The sequence below is a fragment of the Ectopseudomonas toyotomiensis genome (genome assembly GCF_900115695.1).
In the GTDB taxonomy this organism is placed as follows: Bacteria; Pseudomonadota; Gammaproteobacteria; order Pseudomonadales; family Pseudomonadaceae; genus Aquipseudomonas; species Aquipseudomonas toyotomiensis.
Genome location: NZ_FOXK01000007.1, coordinates 210,916 through 225,752, shown reverse-complemented (window position 1 = coordinate 225,752; position 14,837 = coordinate 210,916). Strand labels below are relative to the sequence as shown.

The following is a 14,837-nucleotide window of genomic DNA, read 5'->3' as shown; positions in this document are numbered from 1 at the left end:
AGCGGCGTGACAGTGCGCCGGCCATCCAGCCGGCGCCTCAGGGGTCAGTCGTCGCTCTCCAGTACTTCTCGGCCGTTGAGCGCTTGTATCGGGCGGGCGTTCTTCGCATACAGGTGCTGGAACTGCGCCAGTTGCGCATGGGACAGCTCGACCGGTTGTTTGAGTACGCGCCATTGCACGTCCTCACTGCATGGCGGTGTGGTCAGCGAGCCGGCGAAGGCGTAGTAACCCTGTTGCTGCGGCAGTACGGTTTGCGGGGCGAAGCTGCCTGCCAGTTCGACTTTTTCGCCTGCCTTGGGCGGCATGGCATCGAACACGGACTCCAGTGCCTGATTTTTCTCACCTTCCTTGAACAGCATAGCCACTACCGCCAAGTGGCCATCGGCGGCCTGGTGGACGAAATGCGCCACCATCGGGAAACCCTTGCCGGCGATGTGCTCCTCGCTGGGTGTATGGAAATGGAACTGCACCAGGCGATAAGGCTTGCCGTCGATTTCGATGCCGCCAGCATTGGCCAGATTCACCTGGACGGTGTGACCGTTATTCACCACTTCAGCCGAGCTGGCCTGGTAGTCGAAGGCGAGGCGAGGCAGCGATGCGCGCGTCGCATGGCTGATGTCGATCGGCGATTGTGCATGGCCGAGTGCACAGGTTTCGTAGCCTGGGTCCAACTGGGCCCAGTGTTCGGGGCCTTCCTTGCCTTTGTAGCTCCAGTGCGGTTGCTGTTCGGCCGCCATGGCGCCGGTTGCGAACAGTGCAGTCAACGCAACGAGCAGGGTCTTCTTCATATGCGCTCTCTTACTGGATGATGGATCTACAGCTCGCGTGGCCAGCAGCCGGGGGCGAGTGCGGAAAGATTACGCATGATTTGTAATAAAAAGTTACATCTGCATGGGTTGGGCGTGATGAATTGCGCATTCTCGGTGGCGCCGGCTGTATTCAAGACAGTATCTGTTCAGGTGGAGGGGCTTCGGGCAGATGAGAGCATTTTGGGAGTGTTGCGCTGCCTGTCGCGCTTAGATGGCAGGCCCGGATCTTTGCCGAGGAGGTGGGCGGTGCCTTGAGCGCGAGTACTGTCTTTTGCCCGAGCTGCGGAGTAAGGTTGCCGCCGATGGTTCCGCTCGCCTTGGCGCGTGTGGATGAAAAGGGAACAGGGTGCGGCGAATCTCGCCAATGCCCTGGCTGCCCCCGCAACTGTAAGCGGCGAACGACGCCCTCATGCCACTGACTTCGGTCGGGAAGGCGGGCGAAGTGCCAAGCCGTGAGCCAGGAGACCTGCCATCGACAACGGGCGTTTCGCCTACCCCCTTATCCGAATCGTCGCGCGGTGGGCGCGGCAAAGGAGCTCGCATGCATATCGAACCTGGTGTCGTCGAAGGCGCCAAAATCCTGCTCAGCTACGCAACGGCCGTCACCGCTTTCGGCCTGACCGCCAAGCTAGCTTTGGGCAGCGTCCGCAACAACGGCGGTGTCGCCGCCCTGGCGCTACGCAGCCTGCTGACCACCGCTCTGGTGTTCTGCTTCTTCGAAGTGTTCCCGCATCATGCGGTGGGCGTTTCCGAGGTGCACCTGATCCTCGGCTCGACCCTGCTGCTGCTGTTCGGCGCCGGTGCTGCCGCCATTGGTCTGGCCGCTGGCCTGTTGTTGCAGGGGCTGCTGTTCGCTCAGTTCGACCTGCCGCAGTACGGCATGAACGTCACCACGCTGTTGATCCCGCTGTGGGGTATCAGCCTGCTGGCCAAGCGCATCGTCGCGCCGGGCACGGCTTACGTCGATCTTTCCTACAAGCAGGCGCTGGCGCTTTCGACCGCTTATCAGGGCGGCATCGTCGCCTGGGTCGCGTTCTGGGCTTTCTACGGTCATGGCTTCTCCAGCGAGAACCTGGCGGCCGTGGGCAGCTTCGGCCTGGCCTACATGAGCGTGATCCTGGTCGAGCCGCTGATCGACCTGGGGGTGCTGGCCGCTGCCAAGGCGCTGTCGCGTTTCAGCCAGGGGCCGCTGTTCAACGTGCGCCTGCATCAGCCGGCCTGAGCCGGTCGCTCAGCGGCGGCGTTGCCAGATCATCTTGCCGGTATTGCTCTCTGTGACCAGGTACTGGTCGCTGAAGCGGTAGTAGGCGGCGGGTTGATAGTCGGCGGCGCCAGCCAGGCGCACCATCAGCATGCCGCCCTGGCTGCGCCAGTGGCCGCTGTACTGCATCTCGCCTGGGCTGTCGTAGCTCCAGTCGCCTCCGCCACCGATCGAGCGGCTCCACTGGGTGACGCTGCCGTCGGCATTCAACTGCAGGGTCATCAGAGTGTTGAACGAGGCGAAGCTGGCACCGCCGCTATTGATGATCTTCTCGTGTACCCAGGTGCCGACCAGTGTCGGGTCCAAAGTGCCTGACGTAGGTGGCGTCGCAATCGCCGCCTCGCGCTGAAACAGCGCCTGGCGTTCCAAGATCTCCCCGTTTCTTGGATTACGCGCAGCGATACTGGCGTTGAGCATCGCGTTGGCGTAGGTCGCGTTCATGTTCGCCAGCAGCAGGCCCGATTGCGGGTCGCTGATCTCGGCGCGCAGCAACTTGCCGTCGTAGCGGCCTTTGACGACCAGGCGCAGGTGCTGGCCCTCTACGTACTCGCCTTCCACCACGGCGTCGTTCTGGCGCAGGATCAGCTCGCTCGGCTGACCGTCGAGCGTGGCCCGGTAGTGGCCATCGAGTTCACCGGCTTGAACGCTTGAGCATGAGGCCATGGCCAACAGCAGAACGATTGCACGAGGCATGATGGTGACCTCCGACGAATTGATCCAAGCCTAGCCGTTGGCAGCGATAGGCGGGGGATCGCGCTATGTTTTCGTCAACGTATGCAGGCAAGATAGGCGCGTACGTTCAGTCAGGAAGATGCACAGTGAAAGCCTGCTCAGATGATTTCATCATTGCTTACACCCCCGAAGAGGCCGTCGACCGCCTCGCCGCCCTGCACCAGGAAGCCACCGGTGCGTTGAGCCAGGCGCTCAAACGCTACCTCAAGGAGCGCATCCGTCCCGATGCCAGCGAGCACTGCCTGTTCCGCTACCCCGAATTGCGCCTGACCTACCTGTGCCAGGGCGAGGTGCCGACCACCGTGCGTGCCTATGCCAAGGTGCAGGTGCCAGGCACCTACGCGATCACCGTGACCCAGCCGGCGGCCTTCCGCAAATACCTGCTGGAGCAACTGCGCCCGCTGATGAACGACTTCACCCTGCGCGTCGAGGTCGGCCGCAGCCAGCAGAACATTCCCTATCCCTACGTGGTCGAGGGCGGCGATGAGCTGGCCGGCAGTGGCGTGACCGCCGCCGAGCTGGCGCGGGTATTCCCCAGCACCGATCTGTCCGCCGCCACCGACGGCACCGCCGATGGCCTGTACGACTGGGAGAACATCGACCCGCTGCCGCTGGCACTGTTCGACGCGGCGCGCACCGATTTCTCGCTCAAGCGCATCCAGCACTACACCGGCAGCGACTGGCGCCATGTGCAGCCGTGGATTCTGTTGACCAACTACCACCGCTACGTCGACCAGTTCATCCGCCACGGTCTGGACATGCTGGTGGGCGACTCGCGCTTCACGCGCATGGTGCTGCCAGGCAACGTGGTGATCGAGCGTGGCATGGCCGAAGGCGAGATGCAGGCGATCATCGAGAACGTGGTCTGGCACCGCTACCAGATGCCGGCCTATCACTTGCAGGCAGCGGACGGCCACGGCATCACCCTGGTCAACATCGGTGTTGGCCCGTCCAACGCCAAGAACATCACCGACCACCTGGCCGTGCTGCGTCCGCACTGCTGGCTGATGATCGGCCACTGCGGCGGCCTGCGTCAGTCGCAGACCATCGGTGACTACGTGCTGGCCCACGCCTATATGCGCCGCGACGGCATTCTCGACCGCGTACTGCCGCCGCATATCCCGCTGCCGGCGCTGGCCGAGGTGCAGCAGGCGCTGCAGGAAGCCGCCAAGCTGGTTACCGGCGAAGAGGGCGACGAGCTGAAGAAACGCCTGCGCACCGGCACCGTGCTGACCTACGACGATCGCAACTGGGAACTGCGCTGGGCCCAGGAACGGCCGCTGATCAACCTCTCGCGTGCGGTGGCGGTGGATATGGAAAGCGGCACCATCGCCGCGCAAGGCTACCGTCTGCGGGTGCCCTACGGCACGCTGCTGTGCGTGTCGGACAAACCCTTGCACAGCGAGATCAAGCTGCCCGGCGCAGCCGGCGCTTTCTACGAGCGCGCGGTGACCCAGCATCTGCATATCGGTATCGCGGCGCTGGAGCTGATGCGCAGCCAGCTCAACTCGCTGCACTCGCGCAAGTTGCGCAGCTTCGACGAGCCGCCGTTCCGCTGAGTCAGGCCGCGACCGGCGCCTCGTCACGCAGCAACTCGGCCAGTGCTGCGCGGTCGATATTGGCGCCGCTGAGCACCACGGCCACGCGCTGGCCGGCGTTGCTTTCGCGCTCCTGCATCAGGGCGGCCAGCGCCGCCGCGCCGGCGCCTTCGGCAAGGTTGTGGGTGTCCTCGTGATAGGCGCGGATGGCGGCGCGAATCTCTTCATCACTCACGCGCACGATGCGTGCCGCGCCGGTGCGGATCATGCCCAGCGCCAATTCCTGGGGCTGGCGGCAGGCCATGCCGTCGGCCAGTGTCTCGGCGCGTTCGGTCTGCACCAGGCGGCCTTGTTCGAAGCTCCGTGCATAAGCATCGGCGCCACTGGCGACCACGCCGACGATCTCAGTGTCGAGGCCGAGCAGGTCGCGGGTGCGGATCATCCCGCAGATGCCCGAGCCGAGGCCGATGGGCACGTACACCCGGCGCAGGTTCGGTACCGCTTCCAGCAGCTCCAGTGCATAGGTGGCTACGCCGCGCACCAGGTCTTCGTGCAATGACGGCACCCAGTGCAGGCCGTCGCGTTCGGCGATACGCGCGGCTTCGGCGCGCGCTTCGTCGAAGTCGCGGCCATGTTCGATCACCTCGGCGCCGAGGGCGCGCATCGCCGCGTTCTTCTCGCGGGCGTTGCCATGCGGTACCAGGATGCGGATCGCCAGACCAGCCTGGCGCGCGGCCAGTGCCAGGCTCTGGCCGTGGTTGCCGCGGGTGGCGGTGACCAGGCCGCGCACCTGCGGCTCGCGGCGCAGCAGGGCGTCGATATAGACCAGCCCGCCACGCACCTTGAAGGCGGCGGTAGGGGCATGGTTCTCGTGCTTGACCCACAGCTCGCAACCCGTGCGCTGGCACAGCAGCGGCCAGGCCAGTTGCGGCGTCGGCGCCATATGGCGGTGAACCAGTTCAGCGCTCTGGCGCAGTTGGGCGAGGTCGAACATGGGCTGTGCTCCGAGTGGTGTTGACCCCGATGCTAGTGCGGCGCATTGTATGGGTAAATATTTATATTGCATGGCAAGCAATGTGGCTCCCTGACCTTTCCAGCAGTTCCCTGCCCACTTACCTCGCCCTGGTCGAGGCCATCGCCGCCGCCATCGGTCGCGGTGAACTCAAGCCCGGCGAACGCCTGCCGCCGCAGCGGCGCCTGGCCTGGACGCTGGGTATCAACCCGAGCACGGTGATGCTCGCCTACCGTGAGGCGGCGCGTCGGCATCTGGTTTCCGGCGAGGTCGGCCGCGGTACCTATGTGCTGGCCGGTAGCCGTGAGGCGAGCCTGTTCCGCCTCAAGCAACCGGCCGCGCAGGGCGCACTGATCGACCTGTCGACCAACGTGCCGGTGCACGATCCGGACAACCGCGACCTGTCCGTCAGCCTTGCCGCGCTGGCTGCGCGCAGCGAGCTGGACACGTTGCAGGCTTATCCCACGGCAGCGCTGGTCGAGCGTGCGCACCTGGCGGGCGCCACCTGGCTACGCCGCCGTGGCCTGGAACTGGCGCCGAACGGCCTGCTGCTTTGCGCTGGTGCCCAGCAGGGCGTATCGGCGGCGCTGCTGGCGCTGTGCGAGGCGGGCGAGCCGATCCTGGTGGAGCGCTTCACCGCACCGGGGATCAAGGCCGCCGCGCGCCAGTTGCGCTTGCCGCTGCACGGTGTGGCGATGGATGAACGCGGCATCCTGCCTGATGACCTAGACCGCCAGGCGCGTGCCACCGGCGCTCGCGTAGTGGTTCTTACGCCTTGCCTGCAGAACCCCACTGGCGCCAGTCTGGACGCCGAGCGCCGCGCAGCCATTGCCGAGGTGGCGCGCCGACGCGGCCTGTGGATCGTCGAGGATGACGTCTACGGCGTGCTCGGCAGCGCGGCGCCGCTGGCGGTGCAGGTGCCCGAACGCTGTCTGCTGATCAGCAGCCTGTCCAAGAGCGTCGCACCCGGCTTACGCCTGGGCTTTATCGCCGGTGCGCCGGAACTGCTCGAACTTATCGATCCCGAAGCCCAGGCCACCCGCTGGGCGGTGACGCCACTGAGTCTGGCGCTGGCCTGTGAGTGGATCGAAAGCGGCATCGCCGAACAGCGCCTGGCCTGGCAGATCGAGGAACTGCAGCTGCGTTGGCGCCTGGCCGCACGCGTGCTCGGGCCGCGCATGCCGCAGGGCAGGGCGGTGGCGCCGCACCTGTGGCTCGATAGTGCTGCGCCGGTGGGTCTGGCCGAGGCCTGTCGACAGCATGGCGTGGAGGTGGTGCCGGCCGAGGTGTTCGCAGTGGAAGCCAATCCGGGGCATGCGGTGCGTGTCAGCCTTGCGGCGGCGGCCAGCCGGGTCGAACTCAAGCAGGCGTTGGAGGGGATCGTGGCGGCTTGGCCTATCGGTTGAGTGCCACATGTAGGGCGGTAGGGCGTCCCGGACCGCCCTACGCCCTTGCGAGTTTCATATGCAGAATCGGAAACGGCCGCCCGCCGCCGTCCAGGCGCGAGCGATCAGTCACGACGAATCCCAGGTGCTGGTAGAACCCGACGGCCTGCGGGTTCTGCTCGTTGACGTCGACGCGCCTGGTGCCCAGCGCGTCGATGGCGTGGCGCATCAGTTGCTTGCCCACGCCCTGGCCGTGGCAGGCCGGGTCGACGAAGAGCATTTCCACCATGCCTTCGCTGGTGCCGAGAAAACCCAGGATTCGCCCTGACTCGGCACGTGCGCAGGTCAATTGCACGGCCGGGAAATACTGCTCGCGCAGCAAGGGCTTGATCACCTGCAGGTCGCTTTCCGGCAGGAAGTGGTGGGTGGCGCGCACGGCCGCCTCCCAGATTTCCACCAGGGTGGGCAGTTCGGCAGCGGTGGGAGTGTCGAGAGTCAGCGGCATAACGGCAGGCATCTTGGATGAAACGGGGCGCAGAGCATGCCAGCTCTGCGCCCGTGCTGTCATTTGCTGGCGTCGAGCACCACGCGATAGCGCGCCTTGCCGCTGCGCAGGTGGTCGATGGCCGCGTTCACCTGGCTCATGGGGAAGTGCTCGACCTGCGGCAGAATCTGGTGACGCGCGCAGAACTCGAGCATGGTCGCCATGCTTGAGGGCGAGCCCACCGGTGAGCCGGACAGGCTCTTCTGCTGCGGGATCAGGTTGAACACGTGCACCGGGATGGCGCTGGGCACGATGCCGACGAAGTGCAGGCGGCCCTTGCCGCGCAGGGTGCCGATCAGCGCCTGCCAGTCCAGATCGGCGCTGGCAGTGACCAGAAGGAAATCCAGGCTGCCGGCAATCGCCTTCATCGCCGCGCTGTCGGTGGAAGCCACCACCTTGTGCGCGCCCAGGCGTTTGGCTTCGTCCTGCTTGTTCAGTGACGAGGTGAAGGCGGTCACATCACAGCCCCAGGCATTGAGAAAGCGCAGCGCCAGGTGGCCGAGGCCGCCGATGCCAACCACGCCGACGCGATCCGTAGGCTTGATGTCGAATTCCAGCAGCGGGCTGAATACCGTCGAACCGGCGCAGAACAGCGGGCCGACCAGCGCCGGGTCGAGGCCATCGGGCAGTGGCACAGCCCAGGCCCAGTGCGAACGCAGGCGGTCGGCGAAACCACCGTGGCTGCCAACGATGGTCGGCTTCACCGAGCGGCACAGCTGGTGTGAGCCTTCCATGCACGAACCGCAGTGCATGCAGCTGCCCTTGTACCAGCCGATGCCGACCCGTTGACCCAGCTTGAGGCCGCGCGCCTGCTCGCCAAGACGGACGATGGTGCCGACCACCTCATGGCCGGGGATGAAGGGGTAGCGCGCATTGCCCCATTCGTTGTCGATCATCGACTGGTCGGAATGGCAGATGCCGCAGTATTCCACCGCCACTTCCACCTCTTCGGCGCCGAGCGGGCCGGGGTCGTAGCTCAGGCGCTCCAATGGTGCCTTGGCCGTCGTGGCGGCCCAGCCAGTGAAGGTGGCGAGTTCGGCGTTGTTGCTCATCGGTGGCTCCTGATCGCAGGGGTTGAATCCGCAGCTTAGTCGCTCCGGCAGGACGTGGAAGTACCATCAGCGCCGCTTATCGTGGGTTACACTGCGCGCCCCAGTGCCACCGAAGCCAGTTGCATGTCACGCCCTCGTACTCCCGCCAATCGCCGCCCTGCAGCCCCACGCCGAGTGGCCAAGGCGCCGCCTGCGCAACCGCGCCTTTTGGTATTGAACAAGCCGTTCGACGTGCTCACCCAGTTCAACGATGAGCAGGGCCGCGTCACGCTCAAGGAGTTCGTCGATGTGCCCGGTGTGTACCCGGCGGGTCGCCTGGATCGCGATAGCGAAGGCCTGCTCTTGTTGACCAACGATGGCCATCTGCAGGCGCGTATCGCCGACCCCAAGCACAAGCTGCCGAAGACGTATTGGGTGCAGGTGGAAGGGGAGCCGAGCGATGTGCAACTGCAGCAGTTGCGCGATGGCGTGACGCTCAATGACGGCCCGACCCTGCCAGCCGAGGCGCGGCGCCTGGACGAGCCCGAGCTGTGGGAGCGCAACCCGCCGGTACGCTTTCGCAAGAGCGTGCCGACAGCATGGCTGGAACTGGTGATCCGCGAAGGGCGCAATCGCCAGGTGCGGCGCATGACCGCTGCGGTTGGCCTGCCGACCCTGCGCCTGGTGCGCGTGGCCATCGGTCCCTGGAGACTTGATGGCCTGCAGCCTGGTCAGTGGCGCGAGATCCCGGCGCAACTGCCGTAGGGGAGCCCAGTTTCTTCGCAGCTTCTGGGTTCCCGCCTTCGCGGGAATGACGACTGTTTCAGTGTATCCAGAGACCATGCGCAGCACCCGGTGGTCTGCTGGGTGAGTGCCGGTCGATTTGTCGCAGGGCCGGAGCCCATGGCGACATGACCTGAATCAATAACCGGCCTTGATCACGGCGATACCTTTGTTCAGCACTTCACGCCAGGCCTGGCGTACCTCTGCGTCGCACTCCTTGTCGTGTTCGCTGATGGCCGCCAGCAGCGCGTCGAGCCACAGGTCGTAGAGTTCGGGGCGAATGTCCAGATGCTGGCGCGAGTGCGATTCGCCGAGGGCGCGCAGTTTGGTGTCGGGCATGCCGCGCGCGTGCATCACCAGATTGAGAATGCCCTGGCGCAGCAATTGCTTTTGCGCGCTCATGTCGGTGTCGACGAACTTCTCGCGAATCAGCGGCGAGCTGGCGAGGAAGTGGCGGTAGAAACTGTCGAAGAAATCCAGGCTGGCGCAGCAGCGTCCATAGCTCTGCATCACCAGATTGGCGGCGCTCATGTGTAACTCCTTGAATAGGCGGCAGGTCGCATCGAGACGATGGACTGGTTTCAATCAGACGTCGTGCGCTGGCCGAGTGGCTTAGCCGTGAATGCCGCGCGCGGTCTCGATGATGTAGGTGATGATCGGCTTGGCGAGGAAGGCGAACAGGCACAGGCCCAGGCCGAGGAACAGGATGGCGGTGCCGAGGCGGCCGGCCTTGGACTTCTTCGCGAGGTCCCAGATGATGAAGAACATGAACAGCATCAGGCCGCCCACCAGGACGTACATCATCAGGGCTTCAAATTGTTCGGTTTCCATGGTGCCTCATGATTCGGACGGAAAACGCAGGGCGGGAATTATACGCGCCCTGACCCAGAGCGCGGCATGATCCGCTTCACCCTGCGACTTTCAGTCGCGCAGGTGCTGCAACGGCAACTGCGTGCTGGAGAGAATCTGCTGCAGTACGAAGCTCGAGCGCACGCTGGAAACACCATCGATGCGAGTCAGGGTGCCGAGCAGCAGCTTCTGGTAATGGTCCATGTCCGGCACCACTACCTTGAGCTGGTAGTCGGCGTCCATCCCGGTCACCAGGCAGCATTCCAGCACCTCGGGGCATTTGCGGATTTCGTCCTGAAAGTGCTCGAAGCGCTCGGGGGTGTGCCGGTCCATGCCGATCAGCACGTAGGCGGTCAGGCTGAGGCCAAGCTTCTTGCGGTCGAGCAGGGCGACCTGGCCGGTGATGTAGCCATCGTCTTCCAGCTGTTTGACCCGACGCGAGCAGGGCGAGGGCGACAGGCCGATACGTTCGGCCAGTTCCTGGTTGGACAGGGCAGCGTTGCGCTGCAATTCGGCGAGAATGTTCAGGTCGTAACGGTCGAGTTTGTCCATTTTTTAACTGGCTCATTATTGGATTGCGCTAGATAGTGCTCCTTTAGTTGTTAATTGCGCAATTGGTAAGTTTGTAAGCAATCTTAGCAATCTTATTTCGGCGCGGCAGGCGTAAGCTTTCTCTCAGTTTCACGGCCCGGACGACAAGTCCTACCGGCCTCGCCCAACCAGGTGAGCCGGCGCCGACGGTCCTACCGGATCGCACCGGCACCCGGGTCCGCACTGCCCAACCAGGCGGGCGAAGAAAGCGGCGACAGCATCGCCAGCACCGGACAGATTTCCCGAGGGGGCCGCAAGGCCCCTTTTTTATTGTCTGGGATTTCTGCAGAAGGCTCGTGGGTCTTGGCGATTTTCGAGAGGCGGGGGGTGTATTCAGTGCCGGACCACTTCCGGCGGATCGGCGTGTACCAGCACTTCGGCGCGTGGATAGCGCTCCTGGATCGCCTTTTCCACGGCCTCGCAGTGCGCATGCGCGTCGGACAGGCTCATCTCGCCCGGCAGCTCCAGGTGCAACTGTACGAACCAGCGCGTACCGGAAATGCGTGTACGCAGATCGTGCGCGCCGAGCACGCCCGGCACCGAGGTGGCCAGCTGGTACATATGCTGAGTGGTTTCGCTGGGTAGCTCCTCGTCCATCAGCACGCCGATTGCGCCGCGCACGATGCTGATGGCGCTCCAGAAGATGTAGAAGGCGATACCGATGGCGAAGATCGCATCCATCTGCTGCCAGCCGAAACGGGTCAGTAGCAGGGCGAGGAGGATGCTGCTGTTGAGCAGGATGTCGGAGCGGTAGTGCAACGAGTCGGCGTGAATCGCGGTGGAGCCGGTCTCGCGTACCACCCTGCGTTGAAAGCTCAGCAGGGCGACGGTCAAGGCCAGCGACAGCAGCATGACGGCGATGCCGATACCTTCGGCCTCCAGCGGCTGTGGCACTTGCAGGCGCTCGACGCCCTGCAGGCCAATGAGCACGGCACTGACACCGATGAATAGCGCCTGGCCCAGTCCGGCCAACGCCTCGGCCTTGCCGTGGCCGTAGCGGTGATCCTCGTCGGCAGGGCGCAGGGCGAAGTGCACGGCAACCAGGTTGATGAGCGAGGCGGCGCTATCGAGCAGCGAATCGGTGAGGCCGGCCAGCAGGCTGACCGAACCGCTCAGCCACCAGGCAATCGCCTTGGCCAGCACCAGGGTCAGCGCCACCGTCAGCGCTGCCCGGGTGGCCAGGCGCATCAGCCTGGCGTGCTGTGGGTCATGCATGAACTCAGGCAGCCGGATGCAGGCCGTAGGCTGCCAGTTGTTCGGCGCTGCCGCTGTGCTGGATCAGGCGTGGGTCGTCCAGCGGCAGCTGGTGGCCGGTGCTGGTTTCGATCAGGGTCTTGAGCGCGTACTGGTCGACCTTGCCGTCTTCGCCAATCAGTTGCTTGAGCTGCTGCGGGTCGACCTGGGCGGTCTGGCCTTCGGGCAGGTAGATGGCGCCGGTGGCGAAGTCCACGGCAAAGGCGATCAGGCCAGGAATCACGTAGAACAGGATGCCGATGGCGTTGGCCCCGGCGATCACCGGGTCGATCCGGCCTTCGATCTGGCCGCGGCGATCCGGGTAGAAGATCGAGCCGCAAGCAGTCAGTTGGGCGAGCAGGGTCGCGGCGACAATGCCGGCGATGAAGCGGGATTTCGTGCGCATGAGCACCTCCAGAAAAAAGTGGCGCAACTATAGCAAGGCGATGATTGCAAAACTGCAGCGCGCTGTTTCAGACCAGCAAGTTGGCAGGCGGTTCGCCGTTATAATTGCCGGTCTGCTGTGGAGAAATGATGAATACCCTGCCGATCGATTCGCTGCTGCCTGATTTGCGCAATGCGCTGAGCGCCCGCCACGAAGTGGTGCTGGAGGCGCCGCCCGGTGCCGGCAAGACCACCCGCGTACCGCTGGCATTGCTCGATGCGCCCTGGCTGGCTGGGCAAACCATCCTCATGCTCGAGCCGCGTCGCCTGGCAGCACGTGCTGCCGCCGAGCGCCTGGCCAGCGAGCTGGGCGAACGGGTCGGCGAGACGGTCGGCTACCGCATTCGCCTGGACAGCAAGGTGGGGCCGAACACGCGCATCGAGGTGGTCACCGAAGGCATTCTTGCCCGCCGCCTGCAGGACGATCCGGCGCTGGATGGCGTCGGTCTGGTGATCTTCGACGAATTTCACGAACGCAGCCTCGATGCTGACCTGGCCCTGGCGCTGACGCTCAACGGCCGCACCATGTTCCGCGGCGAAGGCAGCGGCGAGGTGCCGCTCAAGGTGCTGTTGATGTCCGCCACTCTCGAAGGCGAGCGCCTGTCGGCATTGCTTGGCGATGCGCCGGTGCTGCGCAGCGAAGGGCGCATGTTCCCGGTGGATATCCGCTGGAGCGCGCCGCTGGCGCCCGGTGAGTGGATCGAGCCGCGGGTAGTGCAGACGGTACAGCAGGCGCTGGCCGACGAGCCGGGCAGCCTGCTGGTGTTCCTGCCGGGGCAGGCCGAGATTCGCCGCGTGGCCGAGCAACTGGGCGAGGCGCTGAGCGGGCACGACGACATCCTGCTCTGTCCGCTGCATGGCGAGCTGGATCTGTCCGCCCAGCGTGCTGCCATCGAGCCGGCCCCGGCCGGCAAGCGCAAGGTGGTGTTGGCCACCAACATCGCCGAGACCAGCCTGACCATCGACGGCGTGCGTGTGGTCATCGATACCGGCCTGGCGCGGGTGCCGCGCTTCGACCCGGCCAGCGGCATGACCCGCCTCGACACCCAGCGCATCTCCCGTGCCTCCGCGACACAGCGCGCCGGCCGTGCCGGGCGCCTGCAGCCGGGCGTGTGCTATCGGCTGTGGTCGCAGGCGCAGCACGAACAGCTCAGCGCCTATTCCAGTGCGGAGATCCTCCAGGCGGACCTGGCCGGACTAGCCCTGCAACTGCTGCGCTGGGGCGTGACACCGCAGGAGCTGAACTGGCTCGACGTGCCACCGCCGGCCGCCTACGCCCAGGCGCTGGATCTGCTTGGTCGCCTGGGCGCCCTCGATGAACGTGGTGCACTCAATGCCCACGGTCAGGCCATGGCCGAGCTGCCGAGCCATCCACGTATTGCCCATCTGCTGCTACGTGGCCAGGCGCTGGGGCTTGGTGGGCTGGCCTGCGATCTGGCGGCGCTGTTGTCCGAGCGCGATATCCTGCGCGGAGGTGGCGCCGACTTGCACAGTCGTCTGGCCCTGCTCAGCGGCGAAAGCCGCGCCATGCGCTCGGCCCAAGGGGGCGTGCAGCGGGCGCGGCAACTGGCGAAGCAGTTCCAGGGGCTGATCAATGGCCGGGCCGTCAGCCAGGCAGTGAGTGACCCTGGACACTCGCGCTGGCTCGGCTGCCTGCTGGCCTTCGCTTACCCCGACCGTATCGCCCAGCAGCGCCGCGCCGGTGGCGCTGACTATCGCCTGGCCAATGGTCGCGCGGCGCAGTTCGGTGAAACCGATGCCCTGATGAAGCACGAATGGCTGGTGGTGGCCGATCTGGGCAGCCGCCAGGGCCAGCGCGAGGAGCGCATCTATCTCGCCGCCGATCTCGACCCGGTGCTGTTCGAGCGTGAACTCGCCGAGCAGGTCGCGACGCTGGACGTGCTCGACTGGGACGAGCGTGAAGGCGTGCTGCGCGCCGAACGTCAGCGCAAGGTGGGTGAGCTGGTGCTGGAACGCCAGGCGCTGGCCGCGCTGGACGAGGCGGCGCGCGGCCGCGCCCTGGTCGGCCTGGTACGGCGCAAGGGCCTGGAACTGCTGCCCTGGACGCCGGAGCTGCGCCAGTGGCAGGCACGCGTGGCGCTGCTGCGCGAGCTGGATTTGCAGCAACAGGGACAGAGCGAATGGCCGGATCTGTCCGATGCTACGCTGCTGGCCAGCCTCGAGCAGTGGCTGACGCCCTTCCTGGGCAAGGTCAACCGCCTCAGCCATTTCGCCAATCTCGACCTGCCCTTGATCCTGCAGACGCTCCTGCCCTGGCCGCTGCCGCAACGCCTTGACGAGCTGGCGCCGAGAGCGCTGAGCGTGCCGTCCGGCTCGCGCATCGCCATCGACTACACGGAGCACCCGCCAGTGCTCGCCGTGCGCCTGCAGGAGTTGTTCGGCCTGGCCGCGACGCCGCGCATCGCCGGTGGTCGTCTGGGCCTCAAGTTGCATTTGCTGTCGCCGGCACGTCGTCCGGTGCAGGTGACTCAGGACCTGGCCAGCTTCTGGGCCAACACCTATCTGGAGGTGAAGAAGGACCTCAAGGGCCGCTATCCCAAGCATTACTGGCCTGACGACCCGCTGATCGCCGAACCCACGGCGCGAGCCAAACCGAGAAAATGA

At 65.4% G+C, this 14,837-nt stretch carries 16 protein-coding genes and 1 riboswitch; of the genes, 6 read left to right on the top strand and 10 right to left on the bottom strand.

Annotated elements, in window-relative coordinates; translation table 11 throughout:
• Positions 1-44: 44 nt before the first annotated feature.
• Positions 45-788: a carbonic anhydrase gene (locus tag BM186_RS15975; RefSeq protein ID WP_074916529.1), complete on the bottom strand. Its 744-nt coding sequence runs from the start codon at positions 786-788 to the stop codon at positions 45-47.
• Positions 789-1,095: 307 nt separating this feature from the next.
• Positions 1,096-1,297: riboswitch (cobalamin riboswitch) on the top strand.
• Between the two features lie 53 nt (positions 1,298-1,350).
• On the opposite strand from BM186_RS15975, the gene BM186_RS15970 reads away from it, so the two are divergent.
• Positions 1,351-2,031, top strand: a complete 681-nt coding sequence (locus BM186_RS15970) for an energy-coupling factor ABC transporter permease (protein WP_074916527.1) — start codon at positions 1,351-1,353, stop codon at positions 2,029-2,031.
• A 9-nt stretch (positions 2,032-2,040) separates the two neighbouring features.
• Here the strand turns inward: BM186_RS15970 and BM186_RS15965 are convergent, their stop codons facing one another.
• Positions 2,041-2,763, bottom strand: coding sequence for a hypothetical protein (locus BM186_RS15965; RefSeq protein WP_074916525.1), 723 nt, complete (start codon positions 2,761-2,763; stop codon positions 2,041-2,043).
• Positions 2,764-2,888: 125 nt separating this feature from the next.
• Between BM186_RS15965 and amn the strand changes: the two genes are divergently transcribed.
• Positions 2,889-4,361: an AMP nucleosidase gene (gene amn, locus BM186_RS15960; RefSeq protein ID WP_021489460.1), complete on the top strand. Its 1,473-nt coding sequence runs from the start codon at positions 2,889-2,891 to the stop codon at positions 4,359-4,361.
• A 1-nt stretch (position 4,362) separates the two neighbouring features.
• Here amn and BM186_RS15955 read toward each other — a convergent pair whose 3' ends face one another.
• Positions 4,363-5,334, bottom strand: coding sequence for a threonine dehydratase (locus BM186_RS15955; protein WP_074916524.1), 972 nt, complete (start codon positions 5,332-5,334; stop codon positions 4,363-4,365).
• Between the two features lie 80 nt (positions 5,335-5,414).
• On the opposite strand from BM186_RS15955, the gene BM186_RS15950 reads away from it, so the two are divergent.
• Complete coding sequence (locus BM186_RS15950) at positions 5,415-6,758, top strand: aminotransferase-like domain-containing protein (protein WP_074916522.1); 1,344 nt, start codon at positions 5,415-5,417, stop codon at positions 6,756-6,758.
• Between the two features lie 37 nt (positions 6,759-6,795).
• Here the strand turns inward: BM186_RS15950 and BM186_RS15945 are convergent, their stop codons facing one another.
• Complete coding sequence (locus BM186_RS15945) at positions 6,796-7,242, bottom strand: acetyltransferase (protein WP_074916520.1); 447 nt, start codon at positions 7,240-7,242, stop codon at positions 6,796-6,798.
• Positions 7,243-7,301: 59 nt separating this feature from the next.
• Positions 7,302-8,333: an NADPH-dependent aldehyde reductase Ahr gene (ahr, locus tag BM186_RS15940; RefSeq protein WP_072424388.1), complete on the bottom strand. Its 1,032-nt coding sequence runs from the start codon at positions 8,331-8,333 to the stop codon at positions 7,302-7,304.
• 123 nt (positions 8,334-8,456) lie between these two features.
• Here ahr and BM186_RS15935 point away from each other — a divergent pair, with 123 nt between their 5' ends.
• The gene (locus BM186_RS15935; RefSeq protein ID WP_074916518.1) at positions 8,457-9,077 is read left to right on the top strand and encodes a pseudouridine synthase; all 621 of its coding nucleotides are present in this window, start codon (positions 8,457-8,459) and stop codon (positions 9,075-9,077) included.
• A 156-nt stretch (positions 9,078-9,233) separates the two neighbouring features.
• Here BM186_RS15935 and BM186_RS15930 read toward each other — a convergent pair whose 3' ends face one another.
• The 5 genes from BM186_RS15930 to BM186_RS15910 form a co-directional block, all read right to left on the bottom strand.
• Positions 9,234-9,626: a globin gene (locus BM186_RS15930; RefSeq protein ID WP_074916516.1), complete on the bottom strand. Its 393-nt coding sequence runs from the start codon at positions 9,624-9,626 to the stop codon at positions 9,234-9,236.
• A gap of 81 nt (positions 9,627-9,707) precedes the next feature.
• Entirely contained in the window at positions 9,708-9,926 is a 219-nt protein-coding gene (locus BM186_RS15925; RefSeq protein WP_003240295.1) for a DUF2788 domain-containing protein, read from the bottom strand.
• Positions 9,927-10,016: 90 nt separating this feature from the next.
• Positions 10,017-10,496 (bottom strand): Lrp/AsnC family transcriptional regulator, encoded by a 480-nt coding sequence (locus BM186_RS15920; protein ID WP_004424680.1) that lies wholly within the window; start codon positions 10,494-10,496, stop codon positions 10,017-10,019.
• Between the two features lie 372 nt (positions 10,497-10,868).
• Positions 10,869-11,750: a cation diffusion facilitator family transporter gene (locus BM186_RS15915; RefSeq protein ID WP_074916514.1), complete on the bottom strand. Its 882-nt coding sequence runs from the start codon at positions 11,748-11,750 to the stop codon at positions 10,869-10,871.
• A gap of 4 nt (positions 11,751-11,754) precedes the next feature.
• Entirely contained in the window at positions 11,755-12,174 is a 420-nt protein-coding gene (locus BM186_RS15910) for a polyribonucleotide nucleotidyltransferase (RefSeq protein ID WP_074916512.1), read from the bottom strand.
• Here BM186_RS15910 and BM186_RS26640 point away from each other — a divergent pair.
• On the top strand, positions 12,173-12,337 hold the full coding sequence (locus BM186_RS26640) for a hypothetical protein (protein ID WP_158234277.1): 165 nt from the start codon (positions 12,173-12,175) through the stop codon (positions 12,335-12,337). The genes BM186_RS15910 and BM186_RS26640 overlap by 2 nt on opposite strands.
• The gene (hrpB, locus tag BM186_RS15905) at positions 12,303-14,837 is read left to right on the top strand and encodes an ATP-dependent helicase HrpB (protein ID WP_074916510.1); all 2,535 of its coding nucleotides are present in this window, start codon (positions 12,303-12,305) and stop codon (positions 14,835-14,837) included. Before BM186_RS26640 ends, hrpB begins: the two co-directional genes overlap by 35 nt.

What these genes read in the sequence shown, in the direction of transcription:
- BM186_RS15975 (WP_074916529.1), bottom strand. Translation starts at nt 788, where the DNA reads ATGAAGAAGACCCTGCTCGTTGCGTTGACTGCACTGTTCGCAACCGGC.
- BM186_RS15970 (WP_074916527.1), top strand. Translation starts at nt 1,351, where the DNA reads ATGCATATCGAACCTGGTGTCGTCGAAGGCGCCAAAATCCTGCTCAGC.
- BM186_RS15965 (WP_074916525.1), bottom strand. Translation starts at nt 2,763, where the DNA reads ATGCCTCGTGCAATCGTTCTGCTGTTGGCCATGGCCTCATGCTCAAGC.
- BM186_RS15955 (WP_074916524.1), bottom strand. Translation starts at nt 5,334, where the DNA reads ATGTTCGACCTCGCCCAACTGCGCCAGAGCGCTGAACTGGTTCACCGC.
- BM186_RS15950 (WP_074916522.1), top strand. Translation starts at nt 5,415, where the DNA reads ATGTGGCTCCCTGACCTTTCCAGCAGTTCCCTGCCCACTTACCTCGCC.
- BM186_RS15945 (WP_074916520.1), bottom strand. Translation starts at nt 7,242, where the DNA reads ATGCCGCTGACTCTCGACACTCCCACCGCTGCCGAACTGCCCACCCTG.
- ahr (WP_072424388.1), bottom strand. Translation starts at nt 8,333, where the DNA reads ATGAGCAACAACGCCGAACTCGCCACCTTCACTGGCTGGGCCGCCACG.
- BM186_RS15935 (WP_074916518.1), top strand. Translation starts at nt 8,457, where the DNA reads ATGTCACGCCCTCGTACTCCCGCCAATCGCCGCCCTGCAGCCCCACGC.
- BM186_RS15930 (WP_074916516.1), bottom strand. Translation starts at nt 9,626, where the DNA reads ATGAGCGCCGCCAATCTGGTGATGCAGAGCTATGGACGCTGCTGCGCC.
- BM186_RS15925 (WP_003240295.1), bottom strand. Translation starts at nt 9,926, where the DNA reads ATGGAAACCGAACAATTTGAAGCCCTGATGATGTACGTCCTGGTGGGC.
- BM186_RS15920 (WP_004424680.1), bottom strand. Translation starts at nt 10,496, where the DNA reads ATGGACAAACTCGACCGTTACGACCTGAACATTCTCGCCGAATTGCAG.
- BM186_RS15915 (WP_074916514.1), bottom strand. Translation starts at nt 11,750, where the DNA reads ATGCATGACCCACAGCACGCCAGGCTGATGCGCCTGGCCACCCGGGCA.
- BM186_RS26640 (WP_158234277.1), top strand. Translation starts at nt 12,173, where the DNA reads ATGAGCACCTCCAGAAAAAAGTGGCGCAACTATAGCAAGGCGATGATT.
- BM186_RS15910 (WP_074916512.1), bottom strand. Translation starts at nt 12,174, where the DNA reads ATGCGCACGAAATCCCGCTTCATCGCCGGCATTGTCGCCGCGACCCTG.
- hrpB (WP_074916510.1), top strand. Translation starts at nt 12,303, where the DNA reads ATGAATACCCTGCCGATCGATTCGCTGCTGCCTGATTTGCGCAATGCG.